Below are 20377 nucleotides of genomic sequence, written 5' to 3' on the forward strand. Positions count from 1 at the left end.
AAAGAATCAGCCCTCCTTTTCCATGTAAAATTCAACATTAACTCTGCCTCCTTTGGTTAAACTAATATAAAATCAAAGGAGACAAAAGTATGAGGAAACGCAAGCGTGATGAAAACATATTAAGAATTTTATGTATCATAGGAATAGGTGCTTTTTTTAACCTACTTCGAAAGCCTCCATTAAAGGATTGGCTCATTATTTTCTTGGTGAAAAGTTATATAGCTTCCATTTTAGATAATCTTTTGGTAAAAAAAGGGTATCTCGTCTATCCAATAAAATTAATCAAAACATTTGATGTGAGCGTATTATTCAGCTATCTTCTTTTTCCAGTAACATGTATCTATTTCAATCAAGTAACGAAAAATTCAAGTATCATCGGCATATTGATAAAGTGCTTATTCTTTAGCCTTCCTTCTGCACTTGCTGAATATTGGATAGAAAGAAAGACTAACTTAATTCGATATAAAAAAAATTGGAATTCCACTTATAGTTTTCTTTCCATTGCAGGAACCTTTTTATTTGTGCGTTTTGTAATCGTTTTAGTTCGAAAAGCTGCGAATAAGCAGGCAGAAGAAGCCTAATATTTTCATTTAGTTATTGTATTTTTCCACATAAACATTCCTCATTTTAAAGGAATTTCTTCTTTTTTATCGAAGTAATTTTATAATCCAAAATAAAGGTGGAATGTTTATGCATTCAATTATTTCTCCTATCATATGTAAAATAAATAATGTGTTTATACATGTTAGCAACCTCGAAGAATCAGCAAAATGGTATAGCGACTTACTTGGGCTTCCATTTCATAAGAGCAATGTGAAATCACCAGTATATAATATTCCTCTTCCTTCCGAAACAGGACTGACATTGGATGATCACACTTTCGATCCAGACTTTAAGCTCCAGCCCTCGGAACATGTTTTATTTAATTTTTTCGTTCGGGATATTGATGAAGCATATGAATTTGTAAAAAGCAAAGGAATTATCATTGTTAAAGAAATAGAGCGAATTGGCGATTTTGCTTATTTTAACTTTAAAGACTTAGATGGAAATGTACTAATGATTTGTAATAATTAATGAATATAACTTAAAATCAATGCAGCAATTCTTTGCTGCATTGATTTTACTTATATATCTTGTATTTTATCCCTTTTTAATACTAATTGTTAATATCTCAAGTTAGAATTAACCTGAAATATATAACAACTAAGGAAGACTTAAATCCGCTTCGTTCTTAAAGCAAACTTTCTTCTACTACCTTCATTTTATAAAAATATTCTTGTTTATTCATTAACTCCCTATAAGAACCGCACTCGACAATTCCCCCTTGATCCATTACAATAATTTGATCCATATGATCTAATTCCTGTAAACGATGGCTAACTAAAATGAATGTATCCTGTTCAGCACACTCAAAAATTTCCTGATAAATATTTTGTTCTGTCTGTGCATCAAGTGATGACGTTGGCTCATCTAGTAACCATAAATGCCCTTTTTTCAAAAATGCTCTAGCAATAGCCAAACGTTGTTTTTCTCCCCCTGAAAGATTTTCTCCTTTTTCTAACACGCGATGCTCTAGCGAAAAATGTTCTAACCTTGCCTTTTTTAATGCCGCTTCCATTTGTTCGTCACTAAGCTGTGATCCAGCTAATTGAAGATTATCACGAATAGTTCCATAAAAATAATAATTTTCCTGTAAGACAACTCTCGTTTGTTCCCAAATTGCCTCGCTGGATACTGTCGATGTGTCAAAATCTCCCCAATAAATTTTTCCAGCATCTACATGTTGTAGCTTTAAGATAAGCTGAAGCAAGGTGGATTTTCCAGAGCCACTCGCACCAACAATCGCCGTCTTTGACCCGGCTGGCATCATAAATGATAAGTTTGGAATCGTTCTACGCCAATTTCCCGTGTAAGTGAATTGAATGTCTATAAACGCTAATGATGGTGCAAGGCTAGGTAATTCATTAATAGTAGACTCCCTTTTATCTTCTATGAAACTCAGATCTTCTACTACTTCATATAAACGTGTAGATGCATCTCTACTTTCTTGCATATAAATAGGAAAAACCGCCATCGGTGCAGCAGGCTCAAAGACAGTTAGAGAAATCATGACAAGCATTGCCAAAAATATCCCTTCAAGCATCCCACTAGTAACAAAATAGGCTCCAGCTCCTATGACAAACCAACTTGTAACAAACGTTATAAAACCATTAAACGATTGACTAGACACTTTATTTAAATTTTCTACTTTTTGTTGATTAATATACAATTCAGAGTGACTCAAAAGCTGTTGTTGTTTACTTGGTAATTGATGAAACAGCTTTAATTCACGAAATCCATACATTACCTCTGTAATGTAAGTTGATAGATCACCACGATCCTGCCTAACTTTCCCTTTAATTTTGACTTGCTTTAGGGAAAATAGTGCTGGAATGATAATCGTCGTTAGGAAAAATCCAAGTAATAGAATCAAAGCAATGGCGATGGAATAAAAACTAGTAAATAAGATAGTACTAACAAAAACAAGTAAGAGCACTAGCGGTGGATAAAACACCCTTAAAAAGAAATTTTGAAGGCTTTCTACATCTCCGACAACACGCGCAAGTAAATCCCCGCTTCTGTATTTGTGAAAAATTTGTGGAATAAGTGGCGTTAGTTTTTCAAAGAAAGCTACTCGTAAATTACCTAGAATCGTAAATGTTGCTCGATGTGAATAAAGTCGCTCCCCATATTTTGCTCCTGCCTTAACAAGACCGAGTAACTTTACTGTTGAAGTCAATATTATCAATGTATAAAAAGGAGGAATTAATGCAGACTTAGATATTAGATAACCGCTTGCAGCAAACAAACCTACACTGCTAGTTCCAGCAATAAATCCACAAATGACAGCAATGCTAATATCTTTTTTCTCCATTAACATCAATTTCATTATTTTCTGCAGTGCACTCACTTTTGACTCCTCCTTTTTTGGATCATTACTAACTCCTTATATGCGGGTGAAATTTTTAATAATGATTCGTGTGTACCAACAGCTAGTAGCTTTCCATTTTCTAAAAAAAGAATTTGGTCAGCATTTTTTATCGTATGTAAACGATGCGCAACAGTAATAACCGTTGCTGTCTCATTTAATTTTTGGATTGATTGTTGTAAGATTTTTTCAGTAGCTAAATCCAGCCCACGTGTTGGTTCATCCAACAATACAATATGAGGTTTTTTTAGAAAAGCACGTGCAATGGATACTCTTTGCTTTTCACCGCTAGAAAGCCCTCTTCCAGCTTCACCAATTCTAGTTTCAAACCCATTTTCTAATGGTTCAATCAATGAAGCGATTCCTGCTAATTGTGCTGCCGCTTTAATTGCTTCCATGCCAACTTCGTCTGTAGTTCCCATCGCAATATTTTCAGCTATCGTTCCTGAAAAAATATAAGGGTTTTGCGATATATAAGAAATTTTCTTTAACCAAGAGAATTCTGTATACTTTGTGAGCTCTTCTTGATTAATGTAAATCGCTCCCTTCTCAGGAGTAATCATACCTGCTATTAAATGAAGTAAGGTTGTCTTTCCTGCTCCACTAGCGCCAACAATGGCAATTTTTTGCTTAGGAAAAAAAGAAGCTGTCACAGATTCTAATTGAAAGTTAGTATTTGCGTAAGTGAAATTCACTTGATTGAGTTGAATGGTTGGTGGCACTTCCCACTCTGGAAAAATTTGTACCCCCCATATAGTAGGTTCATCTTCTTCGTCAAATACTTCTAATACTTTTTTAGCTGCTCCCATGCTGCTTCTACCGTTATGAAACGTTACTCCAAGTTCTTTTAATGAACTATAAAATTCCGGAACCAATATTAAAATCAAAAATGCAGTAAAAAAGGAGAGACTTTCATATATAATTATTTGAATAGCAAGTTCTAGTGCTACTATCCCAATACTCAACATCGATATAAGTTCAATGGCAAAAGATTGTGTAAATGCAATCTTCAATATTTCTAGTGTAGTATCGCGAAAGCTTACACTACTTTTTTCTAATTCTTCTTTTTGTCGAATTGTTTGTGCAAATAGCTTTATAGTTACTAACCCTTGTAAAGTTTCTAAAAATTTAGCAGAAAAAGAAGCTAATTTCTCCAACTTCTCTTCTGCTTTTTTTTGTGTTTTGATACCAATTACTATCATATAAATAGGAATAAATGGGGCACAGACCATTAAAATAATGCCTGAATTCATATGCTGTGTGGAAATAACAATAAGCATTAGAATCGGCACAAATATACTTTGCATAACCTGAGGGATAAACTGACTATAAAAACTATCCATCTCATCCACACCATCAAGTAGCATACTTACTTTTTCCCCAGTCTGACCTTTTTCAGCTAGTTGGACAGAATTAGAAACATACTTCTTTAATAACTTCTTACGCGTATCTCCCTTGACATCGCTTGCAATCAAAACACCAATCCGTTTACTTATATAATCCATACTAGACCTTACAAATAGAATGAGGAGTAACGCTATCAACCACGGTATAACTGCTGAAAATGTTTGTTTTTTTAGAAAAACACCATCGACAATACTTGTCATCACGTAAGCCTGTGCAACTATTGCGAGTCCAAGGATCAATGTGAGACCCATTAAAAAATAAACCTTCTTCTTATGAATCCAAACCGTTTTCTTTAAATTTCCCATGAACAATTCAGCCCTCTAATCTATAATTTAGCGTATTCTTCATTTTTTTCCTTTGGCATAATCTGCATCAAATAAAAAGAGGCGCATCAATAAGATTAGAGAAGGAATTAATAATAAAAGTCCCCCAATAAAGGCAATTATAAGCGCCATTGCCATAGATGAATTTGTAACACTATCTTCAATATTGATGTATGGATAGAGTAAATAGGGATACTTAGCCATTCCGTATCCGAAAAAGGCAAAGAGAAACTGCAGCATAATAGCAATAAATGCAATGCCATAATTTCTGCCAATATATAATAGGCTAATCCCAATGATGAAAAAGCCCATCGATAAGCCAAATATCCACCATAAATCCAACATATTTTCATAGTTGACCTGGTTTCTCTGACTTAAAGCAATCATCGTTGTCAACGCCATAATAATGGTTGGTGTTGCCCAAAATAATGCCCATTTACGTACTAACAGTAGTGCTGCTATATCTTTTGCTCTTGATGCATAATAGGTGATAAAGCTTGCACTAATAAATAAAACAGAAACAATAGCTAACGCAACAATACTCCATGCTAATGGACTGGTAAATAATTCTAAATACTTTAACGAAACTTGACCGTTTTGTTCAGAAATATATCCTCCTTCTGAAATCGTTAAGGCGACCGATAACGATGCCGGGATGAATAGCCCTGTAGCTCCATATAGAAACATATAAACATTACTTTGTTTTGAACCATAATTTTCAAAAGCATAAAAGGAACCTCGAATTGCTAGCAAAATAATCCCAAAACTTGCAGGCACAAGTAAAGCGGATCCATAATAATATGCCGTAGATGGGAAAAAACCGACGATTCCTACAAAAAAGAAAACTAAAAACACATTCGTAACTTCCCAAACAGGCGATAAATAGCGCGAAATTATTTGATTAATGATATGATCTTGCTTCGTAATCTTTGCATAATATGCAAAAAAACCTGCTCCAAAATCAATCGATGCTACAATGAGATAACCGTATAAAAACAGCCACAAAACCGTAATCCCAATTACTTCATAGCTCATTTTTCAATCCCCTCTTTCCATTCAGGGTAATGCTTCTCTAACTCCACTTCAGCTGGATTGTCTTTAAATAATTTTCGCAAGGTTATCGTAAATAATGTACCGAGCACTATATACAATGCTAGAAATAGAAAAAACATATGCAGGATATAAGGAGAAGAAGTTGCTGCCTCATCAACCGTCATATATCCTCTTACTATCCAAGGCTGTCTTCCTAGCTCTGCAAAAAGCCATCCAAGTTCTACAGCTAACATTGCAAGTGGTCCACTTATCGCAAGTAGCCAAAGCATTAATTTACTGTGCACATTCCAGCGCTTAAGCCTCCTTAAAACAATATATAAAAAGGAAATTCCTAATAAGAAGAAACCAATAGATACCATTGAATCAAATAGATAGTGTATGATTAATGGGGGTCTTTCCTGTTCTGGTGTTTCTTCCAATCCAGTTACCTCGCTCATAAAGTCACCATGTGCTAAAAAGCTTAGAAATCCTGGTACGCGAATCGCTCCAACGATTTCATTATCCTTATTCAACCATCCAAAAAGGAGAAGATCAGCATTCTCCTCTGACTCAAAAAGCCATTCTGCGGCAGCTAGTTTCTCAGTCTGATGTTTTGCTAAATATTTTGCTGACACATCACCGGCTAATGCAGTAATTACCGAAAATGTAAACATAGCAATAACCGTCATTTTTAATGCTTTTTTATGATATTCATGAGCACCTTTATTCCTTATTAACGCAATTGCGGCAATAGTTGCTAAAATAGCGGCTACAGTTAAATAGGAACCTCCCAATACGTGAAAAATTCTAGTTGGAGATGATGGATTCAACATTGCTTTTAATGGATTAACAGCAACAAATTCCCCATCCACCATCGTAAATCCATTAGGCGAGTTCATAAACGAATTTACTGTCGTTATAAAGACCGCAGACATCCCCGCACCGATAACGACCGGTAGCGTTAATAGCCAATGTGTATACTTCCCTTTAAACCGATCCCAAGTATATAAATAAATCCCCAAGAAAATAGCTTCAAAGAAAAACGCAAAAACTTCCATAAATAACGGCAATGCAATTACATTCCCTGCAAGCTGCATAAAGTTTGGCCAGACTAAAGATAACTGTAGAGCAATGGCTGTTCCAGTCACTACTCCAATTGCAACAGTTATTACAAAGCCTCTTGACCATCTTTTCGCTAGCAATTCATAATGCTTGTCTTGTTTTCTAATACCGACTAATTCAGCTATTGAAATAAACAATGGTACTCCTACCCCAAGTGTCGCAAAGATTATATGAAAAAGCAGGGTCATTGCTGTAATCAATCTACTAATCGTGACCGTATCAAAATCCATATTTTCTCTCCTATTCATTTTAAATTAGTGAATTATTGAGCATAATTATGCCATATTATATCGATATAGGATTGCTGTACTTTTATAAATCTATCCTCATTTTACTAAAGATTCCCTTTTAGAATACCCACATTATTTAAAACTTATGTATGGACAAGGTAGATAGAAATAGGTACCTATCTAGCCTCTATTGATTAAATCAAAAACTATTTTCAGTTAAAATCACTTTTATTACCTCATTGGAATTTTATATAAACATAACACTTTGATAACACCACTTTTTTCCATTTGTTCAACTTAATGTTGACGATATTAGAACAATAATAGTTTAGTCAACTACTTCTTTTAGCTAATCAATAAATACTTATAATATTTCCATCCAAGTCTTCACTGCTGTTGCTAAAATTAAAATTCCCATTATTCCTTGTAAGACCCTTGTATTCACCTTTTTTCCAACGTTAGCTCCTATAGGTGAAGCAATCAGACTGGCAACAACCAAAATAAGAGAAGGCAATATCGGTACATGGCCTGTTGAGATTTTTCCTGAGACAGTTCCTATTGATGAAATAAGTGTAATGGCTAAGGATGATGCAATGGTCATTCTTGTTGGTATTTTTAATAGGACAAGCATGATAGGAACTAATAAGAATGCTCCTCCCGCACCTACAATACCTGACCCCACACCTACGATAAAGGCAAATGAAGCAGCTAGCCATTTATTAAACTTGACTTGTTCTAAACGGTTAGCATCGATCTCTTTTTTAGGTACAAACATTAAAATAACAGCAATAATAGCTAAAATGCCATATACGATATTAATTCCACTATCCGACATGTGAGTGGAACTCATGCCCCCAATAAAACTCCCGATTAAAACGCTAATTCCCATATTAACAATTAATGTTTTATTTAAATATCCGCCACTACGATAAGCCCAAACACCACCAAGTGTCGCAAAGAACACTTGGATGGCTGTAATTACTGAAACTTCATGTGATGTAAAATGACCCACCCCTAAAATTACTGGAATATATAATAACATTGGATAATTTATAATGGCTCCTCCTATCCCTAACATTCCAGAAAGAAAGGAACCGATAAAGCCAATTGTGAAAATAGTGATGATGAAATTAATATCCATATAGATCCCCCCTCTTTAGAAAAAAAAGGAACCTTAATTGGTCCCCTTATAGTTCAACCTTTTTTAATCCAAAATTTCAACACTCCGTTTTCATCTTCGTGTTGTAATAATTCATGCCCTCCTGATTTAGCCCAAGCAGTTAAATCCTTTTTAGCCCCTTTATCAGTTGTATGAACTTCTAATACCTGACCTGATTCCATCTCTCCCATTGTTTTTTTGTCTTTACAATCGGCATTGGGCAAGCTAACCCTTTTGCATCTAATACTTTAGTTGATTCCATTATCATATTTTCCTCCTATTTATAAATTATCGGACTGCACAACGGTTTGGTCCTATTTCCATCTCACGTTGTTTATCTAAGTCTGGACTAATTTTCCCCATATTTGTTTCACGAATTTCTTGATAAGCGTTTGGTTGTGGTGGTAGATTCTCTGTTACAAGTCTTCTAAACTCATTTTCGTCTTCCATATTTAAACCATGATTTTTCTCAAACAATGTACCTAATCTTTCTGATACACTACCGTCTTCATTCAGTTCATCAATAATCATAAAGTGAGCTGGAAGTACAATTAGTTCTTCTGAAAGTTCTCTGTAACGAGAGTACAGGCTTTCACGTAAATCTGCTACCCAGTCTTCTGCCATTCCCGCTAAATCGGGTCTTCCAATTGAATCAATAAATAAGATGTCACCTGACAGAAGGAATTTCCCATCCACAACAAATGATGTAGAACCGATTGTGTGACCTGGAGAGTACAGCGCATGAATATCAATTTCTGTTTTTCCGATTGTCACTACTTCGCCGCCTTCTAGAGCGTTGTATTCAAAAGTTACCTCAGTCGCATCTTTTGGAGGTAACCAGTATGTTGCACCTGTTTTTTCAGCGATGACTCTTCCTCCTGAAATATGATCTGCATGAAGATGAGTATCAAAAACATGTGTAATTTTTACTCCCATTTCATTTGCAAAGTCTAGAAAAATATCTGTCATACGAGTGGCGTCTATAATTGCAGCTTCTCCGTTAGAAATCACCATATAGGATAGACAACCTTTTCCGATGCGAACAAATTGGTGTAATTCTCCACCTTCCGTTAAATTCCCAATCTTTACAGGCTCTAAATGTTCACTCCACGCCTTCATACCACCTTGCAAATAAGAAACAGTTAAACCTTGTTCTGAAAGCATCTCTGCCACCATTACAGAAGAACCCTCTTTAGCACAAACAACTAATATTTCTTTTGTAGCAGGCAGTTTTTCTAAAATTTCTTCCACTCCATCAAGTAATTCAAAATACGGGATATTTAAATAATCAAAGTTTTCCCCTTCAATTTTCCAATCCTTAAAATCACTTTCGTTACGTACATCTAGAATAAATAATTCTTCTTTGTTAAATACTTTTTTAGTTACTTCTTTTGAATGCATAACTTTAACAGTCATATCATTTACCCCCTGCGGTATATTTTTAGTTAAAAAAATAATAAACCCTCTTAAAAGTTAGTGTTACGTCTGCATCTTTAGCAAATTCTAAAAAGGTTACTGCTCCACCTACTTCAATTCCATCAACAAAAGCATCTTTTTCTAATCCCATAACATCCATTGTCATTTGGCAACCAATGAATGTAACACCCATTTCTTGGGCCATTGCAACTCATTCGGGAATAGCTGGTACATTTGCATTAGCAAACCCTTGCGCGAAATGTTCTTTACCTTGAAGCATTGGTAATTGTTTGTATTCATTGTTGCTGCTGTTTGTTGTTTCAACTTTCACCTCTAGGAAAGGAACAGTGTGTTCTGCCAAAAAGTTTTTTCTGCAGAACACACTATGGACAACGTGAAGTAGTATCTAATGTTACTTCGTCCATATTAATCTCTCTATTTGATTAAAGAATCCAATTTTCCTGTCCAAGCACTCATGCCTGGAACCACATTTATCACATTATCAAAACCCTTTTCAGCTAATTTTTGAGCAGCAAGATCACTACGGTTACCTGTGCGACATACCACATAGATTTCATCATCTGCTTTTAATTCGTTTAAACGCAATTCTAATTCTCCTAACGGAATCGAAACCGCATTAGGTATATGATTAAATGCATATTCAGCTTCTTCCCTTACATCAAGAACCACGATATTTTCATTCGTATCTAGCTTCTTTTCAAGTGCTTCATTGCTAGTTACATTGAGATGTTTTCTTTCAATTGAATCATCATTAGATGATTTTCTTAAATAATGTTTTAATACATTGTCTTCTTCAATGGTGCCAAGATAATGATGACCCGCACTATTAGCCCATGCTTGAATATCAGCTTTTGAGCCCTTATCTGTTGCTTGAACTTCTAAGACCTGACCAGCTTGTAAATCATTCATTGCTTTTTTTGTTCTTACGATTGGCATGGGGCAAGCTAACCCTTTTGCATCTAATAAAAAATCTGTTTTTAATGATTCCATCTTATTAAAACCTCCTATTTTACCCCGTTGGGTATTTTATTAACCGAAAATATTTACTTCGTCTCGCCTTCCCATGCAAGCATTCCACCAGTCATATTTATTACTTTAAATCCATGATCTTCTAGAAATTGACTTGCTTGACCACTTCTTCCACCAGAACGGCAAACCATGATATATTCTTTAGATTTATCTAATTCATGCATACGGAATTCTACTAACCCTAGTGGGATATGAATGGCTCCTGGGATCTTACCAGTTGCAACTTCATCAACTTCTCGAACATCAATAATATTTAACGCTTTACCTTCTCTTAAAAGTTTCTCTACTTCTTTTGCAGTTAATTGTTTCATACTTTTGCCTCCTTATGATCTCCAGGCGCTCATTCCGCCTTTTACATTGGTCACTTTAGTATATCCTAATTTTTTTAACATTTTAATTGCGTTTTGACTTCTCATTCCACTTTGGCAAATAACAATTACTTCTTTATTTTTTGAGAGTTCTTTCTCCGCTTTTTGCATAATTTGTTGAAGTGGAAGATTTTTAAATCCTTTAATATTGTTTACTCTATATTCCCCAGGAGTACGGACATCAATAAATTGTTTATTTTTATCCTTTAACTCATCCCGTAGCTCTAATACTGTAATCTGTCTTACACCTTTTGTAGGAATGAATCGTCTGATGATAAAAATTAACAGTAGCCCAATTATTATATAATTTAGATATTCCAAGATTATCTCTCCCTTTTATGTAGGGAAGAATCCCCTACTGATTTAGATAAATAGGTTTACATTTCCATCTTCTGCATCACCCAAATAAGCAGCAACACCTGCATATTCAATATTATCCAACAGTTCTTCTTTTTGAAGTCCTAATAAATCCATTGTCATCGTACAGGCAACAAGCTTTATATCTTGTTCTCTTGCCATTTCGATTAAATCTGGAAGTGGCATTGCATTGTGTTTTTTAATCACATTTTTAATCATTTTAGGACCAAAACCAGCAAAGTTCATTTTTGACAGCCCCATTTTATCTGCACCTTTTGGCATCATTCTGCCAAACATTTTTTCCATGAAGCCTTTTTTCACTTGAATATCTGCATCTTTTCGCAAGGCATTTAGTCCCCAAAACGTGTGAAAAATGGTTACTTCATGATCATACGCTGCTGCCCCGTTCGCAATGATATAAGCTGCCATCGCTTTATCATAATCGCCACTAAATAATACAATCGTTGTTTTTTTCTTTTCTGTCATTGTAGTTCCTCCTCATGTATCAGTCACCCTTACCTGTATGGGTATATTTATAAACAAAAAAATTTAACCTTTTTTAATCCAAAACTTTAATACATCATTCGCTTCTTCATATTTTAGTAGCTCATGTCCACCCGATTTTGCCCAAGCAGTGAGATCGTTCTTTGCACCTTTATCAGTAGTATGGATTTCTAATACTTGACCAGCAGTTAATTCATTTATTGCCTTCTTTGTTTTTACAATTGGCATTGGACATGCCAATCCTTTTGCATCTAACAATTTATCTATATTCATTCTTTTAACTCTCCTTTCATCATTTACCTTTACCCCTATGGGTATAATAGTAATAAAAATAAAAGTGGGTGTCAACCCTTTTATTTTTATCTACTTTTCACAAGCAGATTTACAGCTTCTTTTACTAAATCTTCTGTGTTTTTTTCTCCATTTTCTTCTGCATTGCGCACACACTCTACTAAATTAGAACTAACCACAACACCAATTGTCCGATCAATAGCAGCACGTGTTGCAGATAGCTGAGTTATAACATCCTTACAGTCTTTGTTTTCTTCCATCATCCTTAAAATTCCTCTAAGTTGGCCTTCTATACGTTTTACTCTATTTTTCATTTGCTCATTGTACTCCATGTGATTACCCTCCTTAACAAATAATTACTTTTTAACTTGTCTCCTATAGTTACCTATGTTCTCCCATTTCATACTCATCGAAAAGGATGTATCCGACTATCTTGAAACCTTTTTGGCGTAATAAACGAACTCCTACATTCTTTTCCAAGCGATTCGAAGCTACTACAATCAGATCGCTTTTTGATATATCTGTGTAATGCCTATTTATATAAGAAACTGGAATGTTAATCGCACCTTGTATAGGGCTTTTATAAGAAACATTATAATCTCTTATATCTACAACATTCAACATACTTAATTCAATATCTTTTTTATTTATTTGTGGAACCCCAATTATTGGGATATTCCTTCTAAAGATAAAGTAACCAATAATGATAAAACTTAAAATAACAATAGTCATATGAATCTTTCCTCCTAAATGAAAGAGGCAGGAATAACTGACAAAATCTATATTATACCCCAATAGGTATTTTGTCAACACTCCTTTTTGTTTTTTATTACTCAATCACCGGACATCTTCTTACTCAAGAGCACAAGCATTTGCAAACCTTGATAATATCAAATAAGTATAATTGCTGTTACTACCTCCTATTATTTTAACTTTTGGATTTCAATCCATTGAGTTTTTTTAACTACTCATTTATAATACCAAGTATTACAATATGATTTTAAGGTTATTGTGGAGGTGCCATTATGCGTTTATTTAAAACTTTATTTAGCGAAAAGTGCCCTGAATGTCAGAAAACTTTAGTAACGGATAAAACAGCTTTTATGAATTCAATAGTAAAAAAGTCTTGTCCTGATAATCATTATCAAAAAGAATATCATCCAGCTCTTGAAACGTATGTTGAAAGCAATCATGTTTCTTAAAAAATATTAAAATGGCAGGAATCATAAATTTTATGGGAACTAAGACTATATCCTCCAACAAAGAATGAGTATAAAAAAACATTAGCTATTAATTATATTCCCCAATACCTTACTGTTAACTTTGACAGATGATTTTGCGAAAGATAAAAAGCATGACTCCAAAAATAGGAGGCATGCTTTTAAAAGTATTTTTGATTAAATAGAAGTTAAATGCTTCCCTTTAATTTTTCTTCATTTTTTTTAATCCAAAATTTAATCACTTTTTCCTCTTGTTTTGTTTTTAAAAGAATATGTCCGGCATTTTTTGACCATGCAGGCAGATCATTTAATGCACCTTTATCTGTCACATGGATTTCTAATATTTGACCGCTATCCAACTGCTCAATCGCTTTTTTTAGTTTTACAATCGGCATTGGGCAAGATAAACCAGTAACATCAACAACAGCATTCACCGGTATTTCATCAATATCTTCTGATTCCTCAAGTTGATTTGTTTTCGTTTCAATCGTTTTGTTTATAACGCTTTTAAATACAGAGGAATACGTTTTAAAACCTCCATCAACATTTTTAACAGTATATCCACTATTTTTTAATATCCTGCTTGCCAGATATCCCCTTAATCCAACTTGACAACTGACATATATCGTTTGTTCTTTTGGAAGACTATCTAATCGGTTCCTTAATTCATCTAACGGAATATTCAAGGAACCTTTAATATATCCAAATTCCCGTTCCATTGGCTCGCGAACGTCAATCAATAACCCTCCATCTTTAACAATCTCATCGATTTCATGCCACTGAACCATTTCTAATTCACCTTCCATTATGTTAGAAGCTACATAGCCAGCCATATTAACAGGGTCTTTTGCTGAAGAATATGGGGGAGCATAAGATAATTCTAAATTAGTCAAATCATTCACCTTTAATCCACCTTTTATTGCTGTTGCAATTACGTCAATCCGTTTATCAACACCATCTGCTCCTATAGCTTGTGCACCAAATATTTTTCCTGTTTCTTTATCAAAGATTAATTTTAAAGCAATTGGTGCTGCTCCTGGGTAATACCCTGCATGAGAACTTGGATGAATATGAACAACTTCATATGAAACTCCTAAGCTTTTTAGCGTCTTTTCATTATTGCCAGTAGTCGCAACTGTTAAATCAAATACTTTAACAATGGAAGTTCCCAATGTGCCATGATACTTCTCCTTTTTCCCCATCATGTTATTTGCCGCAATTCTGCCTTGTCGGTTAGCCGGTCCTGCAAGTGGAATCATAGCTTTTTTCCCGCTAATATAATCCACCACCTCAACTGCATCCCCGACAGCATAAATATCCTCATTAGAAGTCTGAAGGTATTCATTTACAACAATTCCTCCACGCTCTCCTAGTTCAAGTCCTGCTACCTTAGCTAATTCATTTTCCGGTTTAACACCTATAGAAAGAATGGTCATATCGGTTTCTATTTCTGTTCCATCAGAGAGAATAACTTTTTTTCCCTTATTAGCAAATGCTTGGACCCCGTTTTCTAATATTAGATTCACACCTTTTTCTTTTATATTTCCGTGTAAAATACTAGCCATTTCAAAATCAATTGGAGCCATAATTTGCTTCGCCATTTCAATAATCGTTACTTCTATTCCTCTTTCCAACAAGTTTTCAGCCATTTCAATTCCAATAAATCCTCCGCCAATTACTATCGCCTTTTTAGGTTGATTGGTATCAACATATTTTTTTATTTTATCTGTATCTGGAATATTTCTTAATGTAAATAATACCTCATTTTCACTTAATCCTGGAATTGGTGGGACGATTGGTTTAGCCCCTGGTGACAATAATAACTTGTCATAGGATTCCTCATACTCTTTCCCTGATTGTAAATTCTTAATTGTGACTTTTTTATTTTTGGGATTAATGCTTAATACTTCACTAAAATTCCGAATGTCCAGATTAAATCGATTCGACATTCCTTTAACGGTCTGGACTAATAATTTGCTTCTGTCTTTGATTGTTTCTCCAATGTAATAAGGCAGTCCGCAATTAGCAAATGAAATATATTCTCCCCTTTCTATAAGAACAATTTCTACATCTTCACTTATTCTTCTTAACCTTGCTGCAGCTGTTGCTCCACCTGCAACTCCACCTACTATAATGAGTTTCTGTGACATGTTATTCCCTCCAACTATTTTTAATTTAATTCCAATCAATACCCTTGAATATACCCCGATAGGTTTATACCTGTATGGGTATTATAAAATATAAATTAATTTTGTGAAGGTTATTTGAGTTTATTTCACAATATCTTCACAATTAAATACTTATAATATTGTAAAAATATTCCATCCAATCATTTTTTTAAGCGCATTTCTTCTAAAAGACTGTTTTTTCAATAGAAAAAAAGAATTAGTTGGAAAATAGAGCAGCCGAATACACGTAGACTCCCTACTGTGGGATTAGCAAGGACAGTCTGAGACTCTGCAGGAGCTTGAGTGAGACAACTGAAAAACCGATGATTAATCCTAAAAATCATCGGTAAATCTCTTTTCTAGTTTTTTGAGTATTACATCCATATATCCCCATATGCGAAAGGGATATTTATCTGCCCCACGGAAAAGCGAAGTATTCCGGCTGAGGGCGATAGCAACAAACTTTACGAAAAAAGCCTATTAAAAAAGTTTAAATTCAATGTGCGGAATAACATTAGACCTGATCTAATTACATGGAAACAGGTCTTGAATCATATAGTTTTTCAAGGATTAAAGAAACTTATTAACTCAACTCTTCAACTTTATATACTTTTATTAATACAGCTAATTAAACGGACCTCAATATCTTGTGCAAGTTTTTTGATTTCTTCATTATTTGCTAAGTTAATTAAAGCTGTTGGTCTCGGCATGCCAATTTTAGTTTTTCCCTGGTCGGTATAAACAATCATTTTACATGGCAAGAAATAACCAACTAACAAATTCTCCTTTAACACTCTTTGTGCTTCATGTGGGTTACAAACCTCTAAAACTTTATAGTCAGATTCAAACTCTAGTCCTTTCTCTTGAAGTTTATCTTTTATATCAAACATCCATAATACACCAAACTTTTCTTCTTTTAAATTTTCTTCCAAGCTATAGATTGCCTCACTAATATTTTTACTGGTTTCTACAGTATAATCAAACATTTGTCACACTCCTTAACTTTTAGTATTTATAATGGTGGTGAAATATATATCAGGATATTTTTTAAAATTACTAAAGGCAGAAAAGAAAATATACCCTTATTATCAATACCCAGACTTTTATTAAATAAAAGTGAAAAAAACAATCCACAGATAAAATTGAGTTGAACACCCAATTCTCTTAGAGACAAACATCTATAGAAGAGCGATGTCATAATATGATACAAACAAATTATAGGAGGTAAATCATGCAACCAGAAATAATCACCGGTCTTGATGGTGTAATGTATAAAGGTTATCCCTTTATTAAACATGGACCTTGGAATCAGCTTTTACATTGCCCTGGGAATTCATGTCACGTTCACTATGGGCATGGAACATATCACATTAAACAACTTCCATCTGATCCACATGCATACTATCATTATCTAGGACCACTTGTTCCAAATGTTACCGGCCTTACAACAGCTTTTCATGCTCATTCTAGGGAAAATATTGTGACTTTAATAGAAAAGGCAATAGATGGTGAATATTCAGCCATTTCATGTTATCAGCATTTAATTAATTTAGCTTCTACTCAATATATAAAAGATAAAATCAACGAAATCAGAAAAGATGAAATAAGACATTTTAATAGCTTTTCAAATTTATATACACAATTAACAGGTGAAAAATATAAACCAAAAATTAGTGAAGAATGCCCAAAGAAATATAAACAAGGATTAGATTTTGCGTTTAAAGATGAACAAGAAACAGTCGATTTTTATTTAGAAATTGTATCTAAAACAGATAATCCAAAAATTAAAGAAGAGTTTCAAAGAGCAGCACATGATGAACAAAATCATGCAGTTTGGTTCTTATATTTCTTGAAATAAGTTTTTAATTCTAGGTACCAACCTAGTTTTTTTATAAAATTTATTTAAGACTGTGCCTAATGGTCTTATACAAGAAAGAGCATTAATCTTACTCGAGTCAATACTCAGGGTAGTTTAAGTATAATTTCCACAATGTAGTCCTATAAATCCATCAGATTACAGAAATAGTAATCTCAAGACTGCATAAAAAAAGGTTGTACAATTTTTAATCTAATAAAATAAGCGTTAACTCTTATTTTGAGTGATAATTCTTCTTAGCCTTACTTATGATATAATAAAGAAACGTCTAATCCCTTATGTATCGAGGTTTTAGACGTATATCATTAGAAATTATTGTAGCATTAATATGAATTATACAAAATTTTCTGTTATTATTTGAACAATCTACATAAATTTCTTTTCTTGCTCGGCTAAAGCACACGGTAATGTAATAAGGTAATTTATTGATAATAATCTTACCAGGTACTTAAAGTTTATTACCATTTGGGTCATAAAAGTGGAAAAAAGTATGACCATTATCTTCTTTTATCTCCTCTACCTTAACTTGATTATCAATTAAGTGTTGATTAAATTCAGATAATTCTGGACTCTAATTGAAATACAATTTACACTGTTCCAAATACTTCATATTCTCATTCTAAAAAGGAGTCTGTAACCATTGAAATTAGCATACCAGGTTACAGACTCCTAATAAATATTTTAAATTCTTTGAACTTAATTCCGATACTTGGGCTAAATTCTGTATTTATATTGGATTTTAGAGCTCTTATTTTTTATTACCAAATGAACCTATTGCAACCCTACTCCATCATCTACTGTACAGATTAAAATAGGCTTATCCTCCTGTATAAACAGTTTCACAGGTTCCAGGTTTTGGCTCGTAAAAACAATGATCTTTATATTGACCTGCAAACGGTTGACCATACCACGTTGGAGGACATGGAGCATATGGATTGAAATACCAAAGGGCATATTTTCCTGGATGTTCTCGCCAGTAATCTAAATTTTGTTTTGCTAATTTTTTTTCAGCTGCTCTTGCTCTTTGATAAAATACATTCCCTTTTTGAACAGCTTCAAAAGAATAATTTCCTCCTTGTACTTGAAAAATAACCTGTGAAATGGTTCTTAAACCTTTAAAATCTGTACAATCTGCTTTAAGACGATTAACAATTACATTTCCAACATACAGCATTCCTTGTGGGCCTTCCCCTTCTGCTTCCGCCCTCATCATCCTTGACATTAGGTCAACGTCTGAACTTTTGTAGCTAACTCTTGGCATTTTTGTCACCCCTAAAATATAGTATAAAAAAAAGATTCATTAACAAAATTTTTATTAAGAAAATAAGAATACTTCGTTTGCCCTAAAAAAAATGAAAAGCATTCTTTTTTATAGTTTTATTCAATGAAATCCCTGTCCGATTACCTAAAAAATAAATTATTATTCTATAAATGAAATAATAGGCAGATAACCTTTTAAAAAGTTTTTTCAACGAATCCTCCACCTAATAAAAAAAACGTCTAAATCCTTATGTAGCAAGGAGTCAGACGTTTCACACAAAATTTTACAAAGAATCGATTTTAACAATAGGAAAGGTGACTGTCACCTCTGTCCCCTTTCCTTCCTCGCTCCAAATGTTAATCATTCCATCATACTTTTGGATAATGCTATAACAGATCATTAAGCCGAGTCCTGTACCTTTGGCTTTTAAGGAATAGAAAGGGGTTCCTATCTGCTCCTGTTGTTCTCGGCTCATTCCAGAACCGCTATCGATTATCATTATTTTCACATTATCCTGTTCACCGGTCACTTTTACTCGAATTGTATCTCCATGATGAGAAGCTTCAATCGCATTTTTTAATAAATTTATAAATAATTGCTTAAACTCCATTATATTACATTTAATTTCATAATCTCTTGCCATTTCTAATTCAATATGAATCGTATCATTCATAGCATAGGTGTTTAGTAAGTCCATCACAGTATGAAGTGCAGTATTGACCGATACAATCTCCATCTTGGTTTCCGCCGGTTTTGCCAGTGATAAAAAATCAGAAATAACCGTTTCGGCAACTAGTAGCTCATCCAACATTAGTTTGTAATGCTTTTTGATATGTTCTGGCAATGCCTTATCATTTTCATGTAGTTGAATAAATCCTTTTACCACCGTTATAGGATTGCGAATTTCATGTGCAACAGCTGCCGCAAGCTGTCCAGTTGTCCTAAGTTTTTCAGCTTGCTTCACTTGATCGTAATATAATTCTTGATTCTTCATCCTTTTTTGGAAGAGAAGAAAAAGAAAAAGTAGCAAAAGCTGTGTCGCCAAGAAATTAATCGCAACTCCAAAGAAGTCCAAATAATTATAAATATGTATACTAGGTGTATCAACCATCATCATGTAGATAATAATGCTAATAGTAATTGTAATGTTACCAATCAATGTGATATAGAATAATCGGATATGCAAAAATAACACTGGAATAACTGGGATAAAACTAATAAGTAATAGCAAAGCAAATCTCTCGGGAAACCGTAAATACATAAAGAAAAAGTATGCTGACATGCAAATAATAATCGCAGCTCTATAATTTACGGAATCCCTTTTTGGAAAGATGATTAATAGCACAGAAATGCTTATAACGAATATAAATTGCAAAAGGAAAGATAAAGAAATGATTCGATCATCTTCTATGTATATTAAAACTAACCCTGCACTCATTAATACAATAAAAATGCCAATAATCATACGATAAAGCTTTATACTAGGTAAAAATTCATTGTCTATCATTTAAAAAATCCTCACAATACTATTGTATCTTTCTAAATTACTCGAAAAAAATGGTCCATTAGCTATATAAAAGTCTATTTTACCTTAATGTTCCTTCTTTTTGTAGTCTAGTTTTTCT

At 33.8% G+C, this 20377-nt stretch carries 21 protein-coding genes and 3 pseudogenes; 4 read left to right on the top strand and 20 right to left on the bottom strand.

The window, feature by feature from the left end:
* Positions 1-89: 89 nt before the first annotated feature.
* Positions 90-581, top strand: a complete 492-nt coding sequence (locus ACWNMZ_RS15960; protein ID WP_031534674.1) for a CBO0543 family protein — start codon at positions 90-92, stop codon at positions 579-581.
* 109 nt (positions 582-690) lie between these two features.
* On the top strand, positions 691-1074 hold the full coding sequence (locus ACWNMZ_RS15965; protein WP_031534672.1) for a VOC family protein: 384 nt from the start codon (positions 691-693) through the stop codon (positions 1072-1074).
* A gap of 157 nt (positions 1075-1231) precedes the next feature.
* Here the strand turns inward: ACWNMZ_RS15965 and cydC are convergent, their stop codons facing one another.
* The 15 genes and pseudogenes from cydC to ACWNMZ_RS16040 form a co-directional block, all read right to left on the bottom strand.
* Positions 1232-2950 (bottom strand): thiol reductant ABC exporter subunit CydC, encoded by a 1719-nt coding sequence (cydC, locus tag ACWNMZ_RS15970; RefSeq protein WP_441131303.1) that lies wholly within the window; start codon positions 2948-2950, stop codon positions 1232-1234.
* Complete coding sequence (gene cydD, locus ACWNMZ_RS15975; RefSeq protein ID WP_349204499.1) at positions 2947-4680, bottom strand: thiol reductant ABC exporter subunit CydD; 1734 nt, start codon at positions 4678-4680, stop codon at positions 2947-2949. The genes cydC and cydD overlap by 4 nt, the downstream gene beginning before the upstream one ends.
* A 39-nt stretch (positions 4681-4719) precedes the next feature.
* Positions 4720-5733: a cytochrome d ubiquinol oxidase subunit II gene (locus tag ACWNMZ_RS15980; protein WP_349204498.1), complete on the bottom strand. Its 1014-nt coding sequence runs from the start codon at positions 5731-5733 to the stop codon at positions 4720-4722.
* The gene (locus tag ACWNMZ_RS15985; protein ID WP_349204497.1) at positions 5730-7082 is read right to left on the bottom strand and encodes a cytochrome ubiquinol oxidase subunit I; all 1353 of its coding nucleotides are present in this window, start codon (positions 7080-7082) and stop codon (positions 5730-5732) included. Before ACWNMZ_RS15985 ends, ACWNMZ_RS15980 begins: the two co-directional genes overlap by 4 nt.
* A gap of 364 nt (positions 7083-7446) precedes the next feature.
* Positions 7447-8223, bottom strand: coding sequence for a sulfite exporter TauE/SafE family protein (locus tag ACWNMZ_RS15990; protein WP_031534666.1), 777 nt, complete (start codon positions 8221-8223; stop codon positions 7447-7449).
* Between the two features lie 53 nt (positions 8224-8276).
* Positions 8277-8509 (bottom strand): annotated as a pseudogene (locus ACWNMZ_RS15995) (sulfurtransferase TusA family protein).
* 20 nt (positions 8510-8529) lie between these two features.
* Positions 8530-9657 carry an MBL fold metallo-hydrolase gene (locus tag ACWNMZ_RS16000; protein WP_251627967.1) on the bottom strand — a complete coding sequence of 376 codons (1128 nt, stop codon included), beginning with the start codon at positions 9655-9657 and terminating at the stop codon, positions 8530-8532.
* A 25-nt stretch (positions 9658-9682) separates the two neighbouring features.
* A pseudogene (locus ACWNMZ_RS16005) lies at positions 9683-9952 on the bottom strand (DsrE/DsrF/DrsH-like family protein); the annotation flags it as partial.
* Positions 9953-10092: 140 nt separating this feature from the next.
* The gene (locus tag ACWNMZ_RS16010) at positions 10093-10668 is read right to left on the bottom strand and encodes a sulfurtransferase TusA family protein (protein ID WP_349204495.1); all 576 of its coding nucleotides are present in this window, start codon (positions 10666-10668) and stop codon (positions 10093-10095) included.
* Between the two features lie 53 nt (positions 10669-10721).
* The gene (locus tag ACWNMZ_RS16015; RefSeq protein ID WP_251627964.1) at positions 10722-11018 is read right to left on the bottom strand and encodes a rhodanese-like domain-containing protein; all 297 of its coding nucleotides are present in this window, start codon (positions 11016-11018) and stop codon (positions 10722-10724) included.
* A 12-nt stretch (positions 11019-11030) separates the two neighbouring features.
* Complete coding sequence (locus ACWNMZ_RS16020; protein WP_251627962.1) at positions 11031-11396, bottom strand: rhodanese-like domain-containing protein; 366 nt, start codon at positions 11394-11396, stop codon at positions 11031-11033.
* A gap of 42 nt (positions 11397-11438) precedes the next feature.
* Positions 11439-11918 (bottom strand): DsrE/DsrF/DrsH-like family protein, encoded by a 480-nt coding sequence (locus ACWNMZ_RS16025; RefSeq protein ID WP_235247659.1) that lies wholly within the window; start codon positions 11916-11918, stop codon positions 11439-11441.
* 63 nt (positions 11919-11981) lie between these two features.
* Positions 11982-12209, bottom strand: coding sequence for a sulfurtransferase TusA family protein (locus ACWNMZ_RS16030; RefSeq protein WP_031534653.1), 228 nt, complete (start codon positions 12207-12209; stop codon positions 11982-11984).
* An 86-nt stretch (positions 12210-12295) separates the two neighbouring features.
* The gene (locus tag ACWNMZ_RS16035) at positions 12296-12559 is read right to left on the bottom strand and encodes a metal-sensitive transcriptional regulator (RefSeq protein WP_031534652.1); all 264 of its coding nucleotides are present in this window, start codon (positions 12557-12559) and stop codon (positions 12296-12298) included.
* Positions 12560-12608: 49 nt separating this feature from the next.
* Positions 12609-12959 (bottom strand): rhodanese-like domain-containing protein, encoded by a 351-nt coding sequence (locus ACWNMZ_RS16040; protein WP_031534651.1) that lies wholly within the window; start codon positions 12957-12959, stop codon positions 12609-12611.
* A 293-nt stretch (positions 12960-13252) separates the two neighbouring features.
* Between ACWNMZ_RS16040 and ACWNMZ_RS16045 the strand changes: the two genes are divergently transcribed.
* On the top strand, positions 13253-13429 hold the full coding sequence (locus ACWNMZ_RS16045; RefSeq protein WP_235247660.1) for a hypothetical protein: 177 nt from the start codon (positions 13253-13255) through the stop codon (positions 13427-13429).
* A 206-nt stretch (positions 13430-13635) separates the two neighbouring features.
* Here ACWNMZ_RS16045 and ACWNMZ_RS16050 read toward each other — a convergent pair whose 3' ends face one another.
* Both ACWNMZ_RS16050 and ACWNMZ_RS16055 read right to left on the bottom strand, forming a co-directional pair.
* Positions 13636-15597, bottom strand: a complete 1962-nt coding sequence (locus ACWNMZ_RS16050; RefSeq protein ID WP_449598682.1) for a CoA-disulfide reductase — start codon at positions 15595-15597, stop codon at positions 13636-13638.
* A gap of 620 nt (positions 15598-16217) precedes the next feature.
* Positions 16218-16601 (bottom strand): DUF302 domain-containing protein, encoded by a 384-nt coding sequence (locus ACWNMZ_RS16055; protein WP_031534647.1) that lies wholly within the window; start codon positions 16599-16601, stop codon positions 16218-16220.
* A gap of 491 nt (positions 16602-17092) precedes the next feature.
* Between ACWNMZ_RS16055 and ACWNMZ_RS16060 the strand changes: the two genes are divergently transcribed.
* A complete protein-coding gene (locus ACWNMZ_RS16060) occupies positions 17093-17473 on the top strand; it encodes a ferritin-like domain-containing protein (protein ID WP_031534646.1) in 381 nt (126 codons plus the stop codon).
* Positions 17474-17939: 466 nt separating this feature from the next.
* Here ACWNMZ_RS16060 and ACWNMZ_RS16065 read toward each other — a convergent pair.
* The 3 genes and pseudogenes from ACWNMZ_RS16065 to ACWNMZ_RS16075 form a co-directional block, all read right to left on the bottom strand.
* Positions 17940-18062 (bottom strand): annotated as a pseudogene (locus tag ACWNMZ_RS16065) (VOC family protein); the annotation flags it as partial.
* A 246-nt stretch (positions 18063-18308) separates the two neighbouring features.
* A complete protein-coding gene (locus ACWNMZ_RS16070) occupies positions 18309-18752 on the bottom strand; it encodes a cell wall hydrolase (protein WP_441994189.1) in 444 nt (147 codons plus the stop codon).
* 283 nt (positions 18753-19035) lie between these two features.
* Positions 19036-20259: an ATP-binding protein gene (locus ACWNMZ_RS16075; RefSeq protein ID WP_441994190.1), complete on the bottom strand. Its 1224-nt coding sequence runs from the start codon at positions 20257-20259 to the stop codon at positions 19036-19038.
* Positions 20260-20377 lie beyond the last annotated feature (118 nt).

The organism is Niallia sp. Marseille-Q9988, from assembly GCF_976954375.1.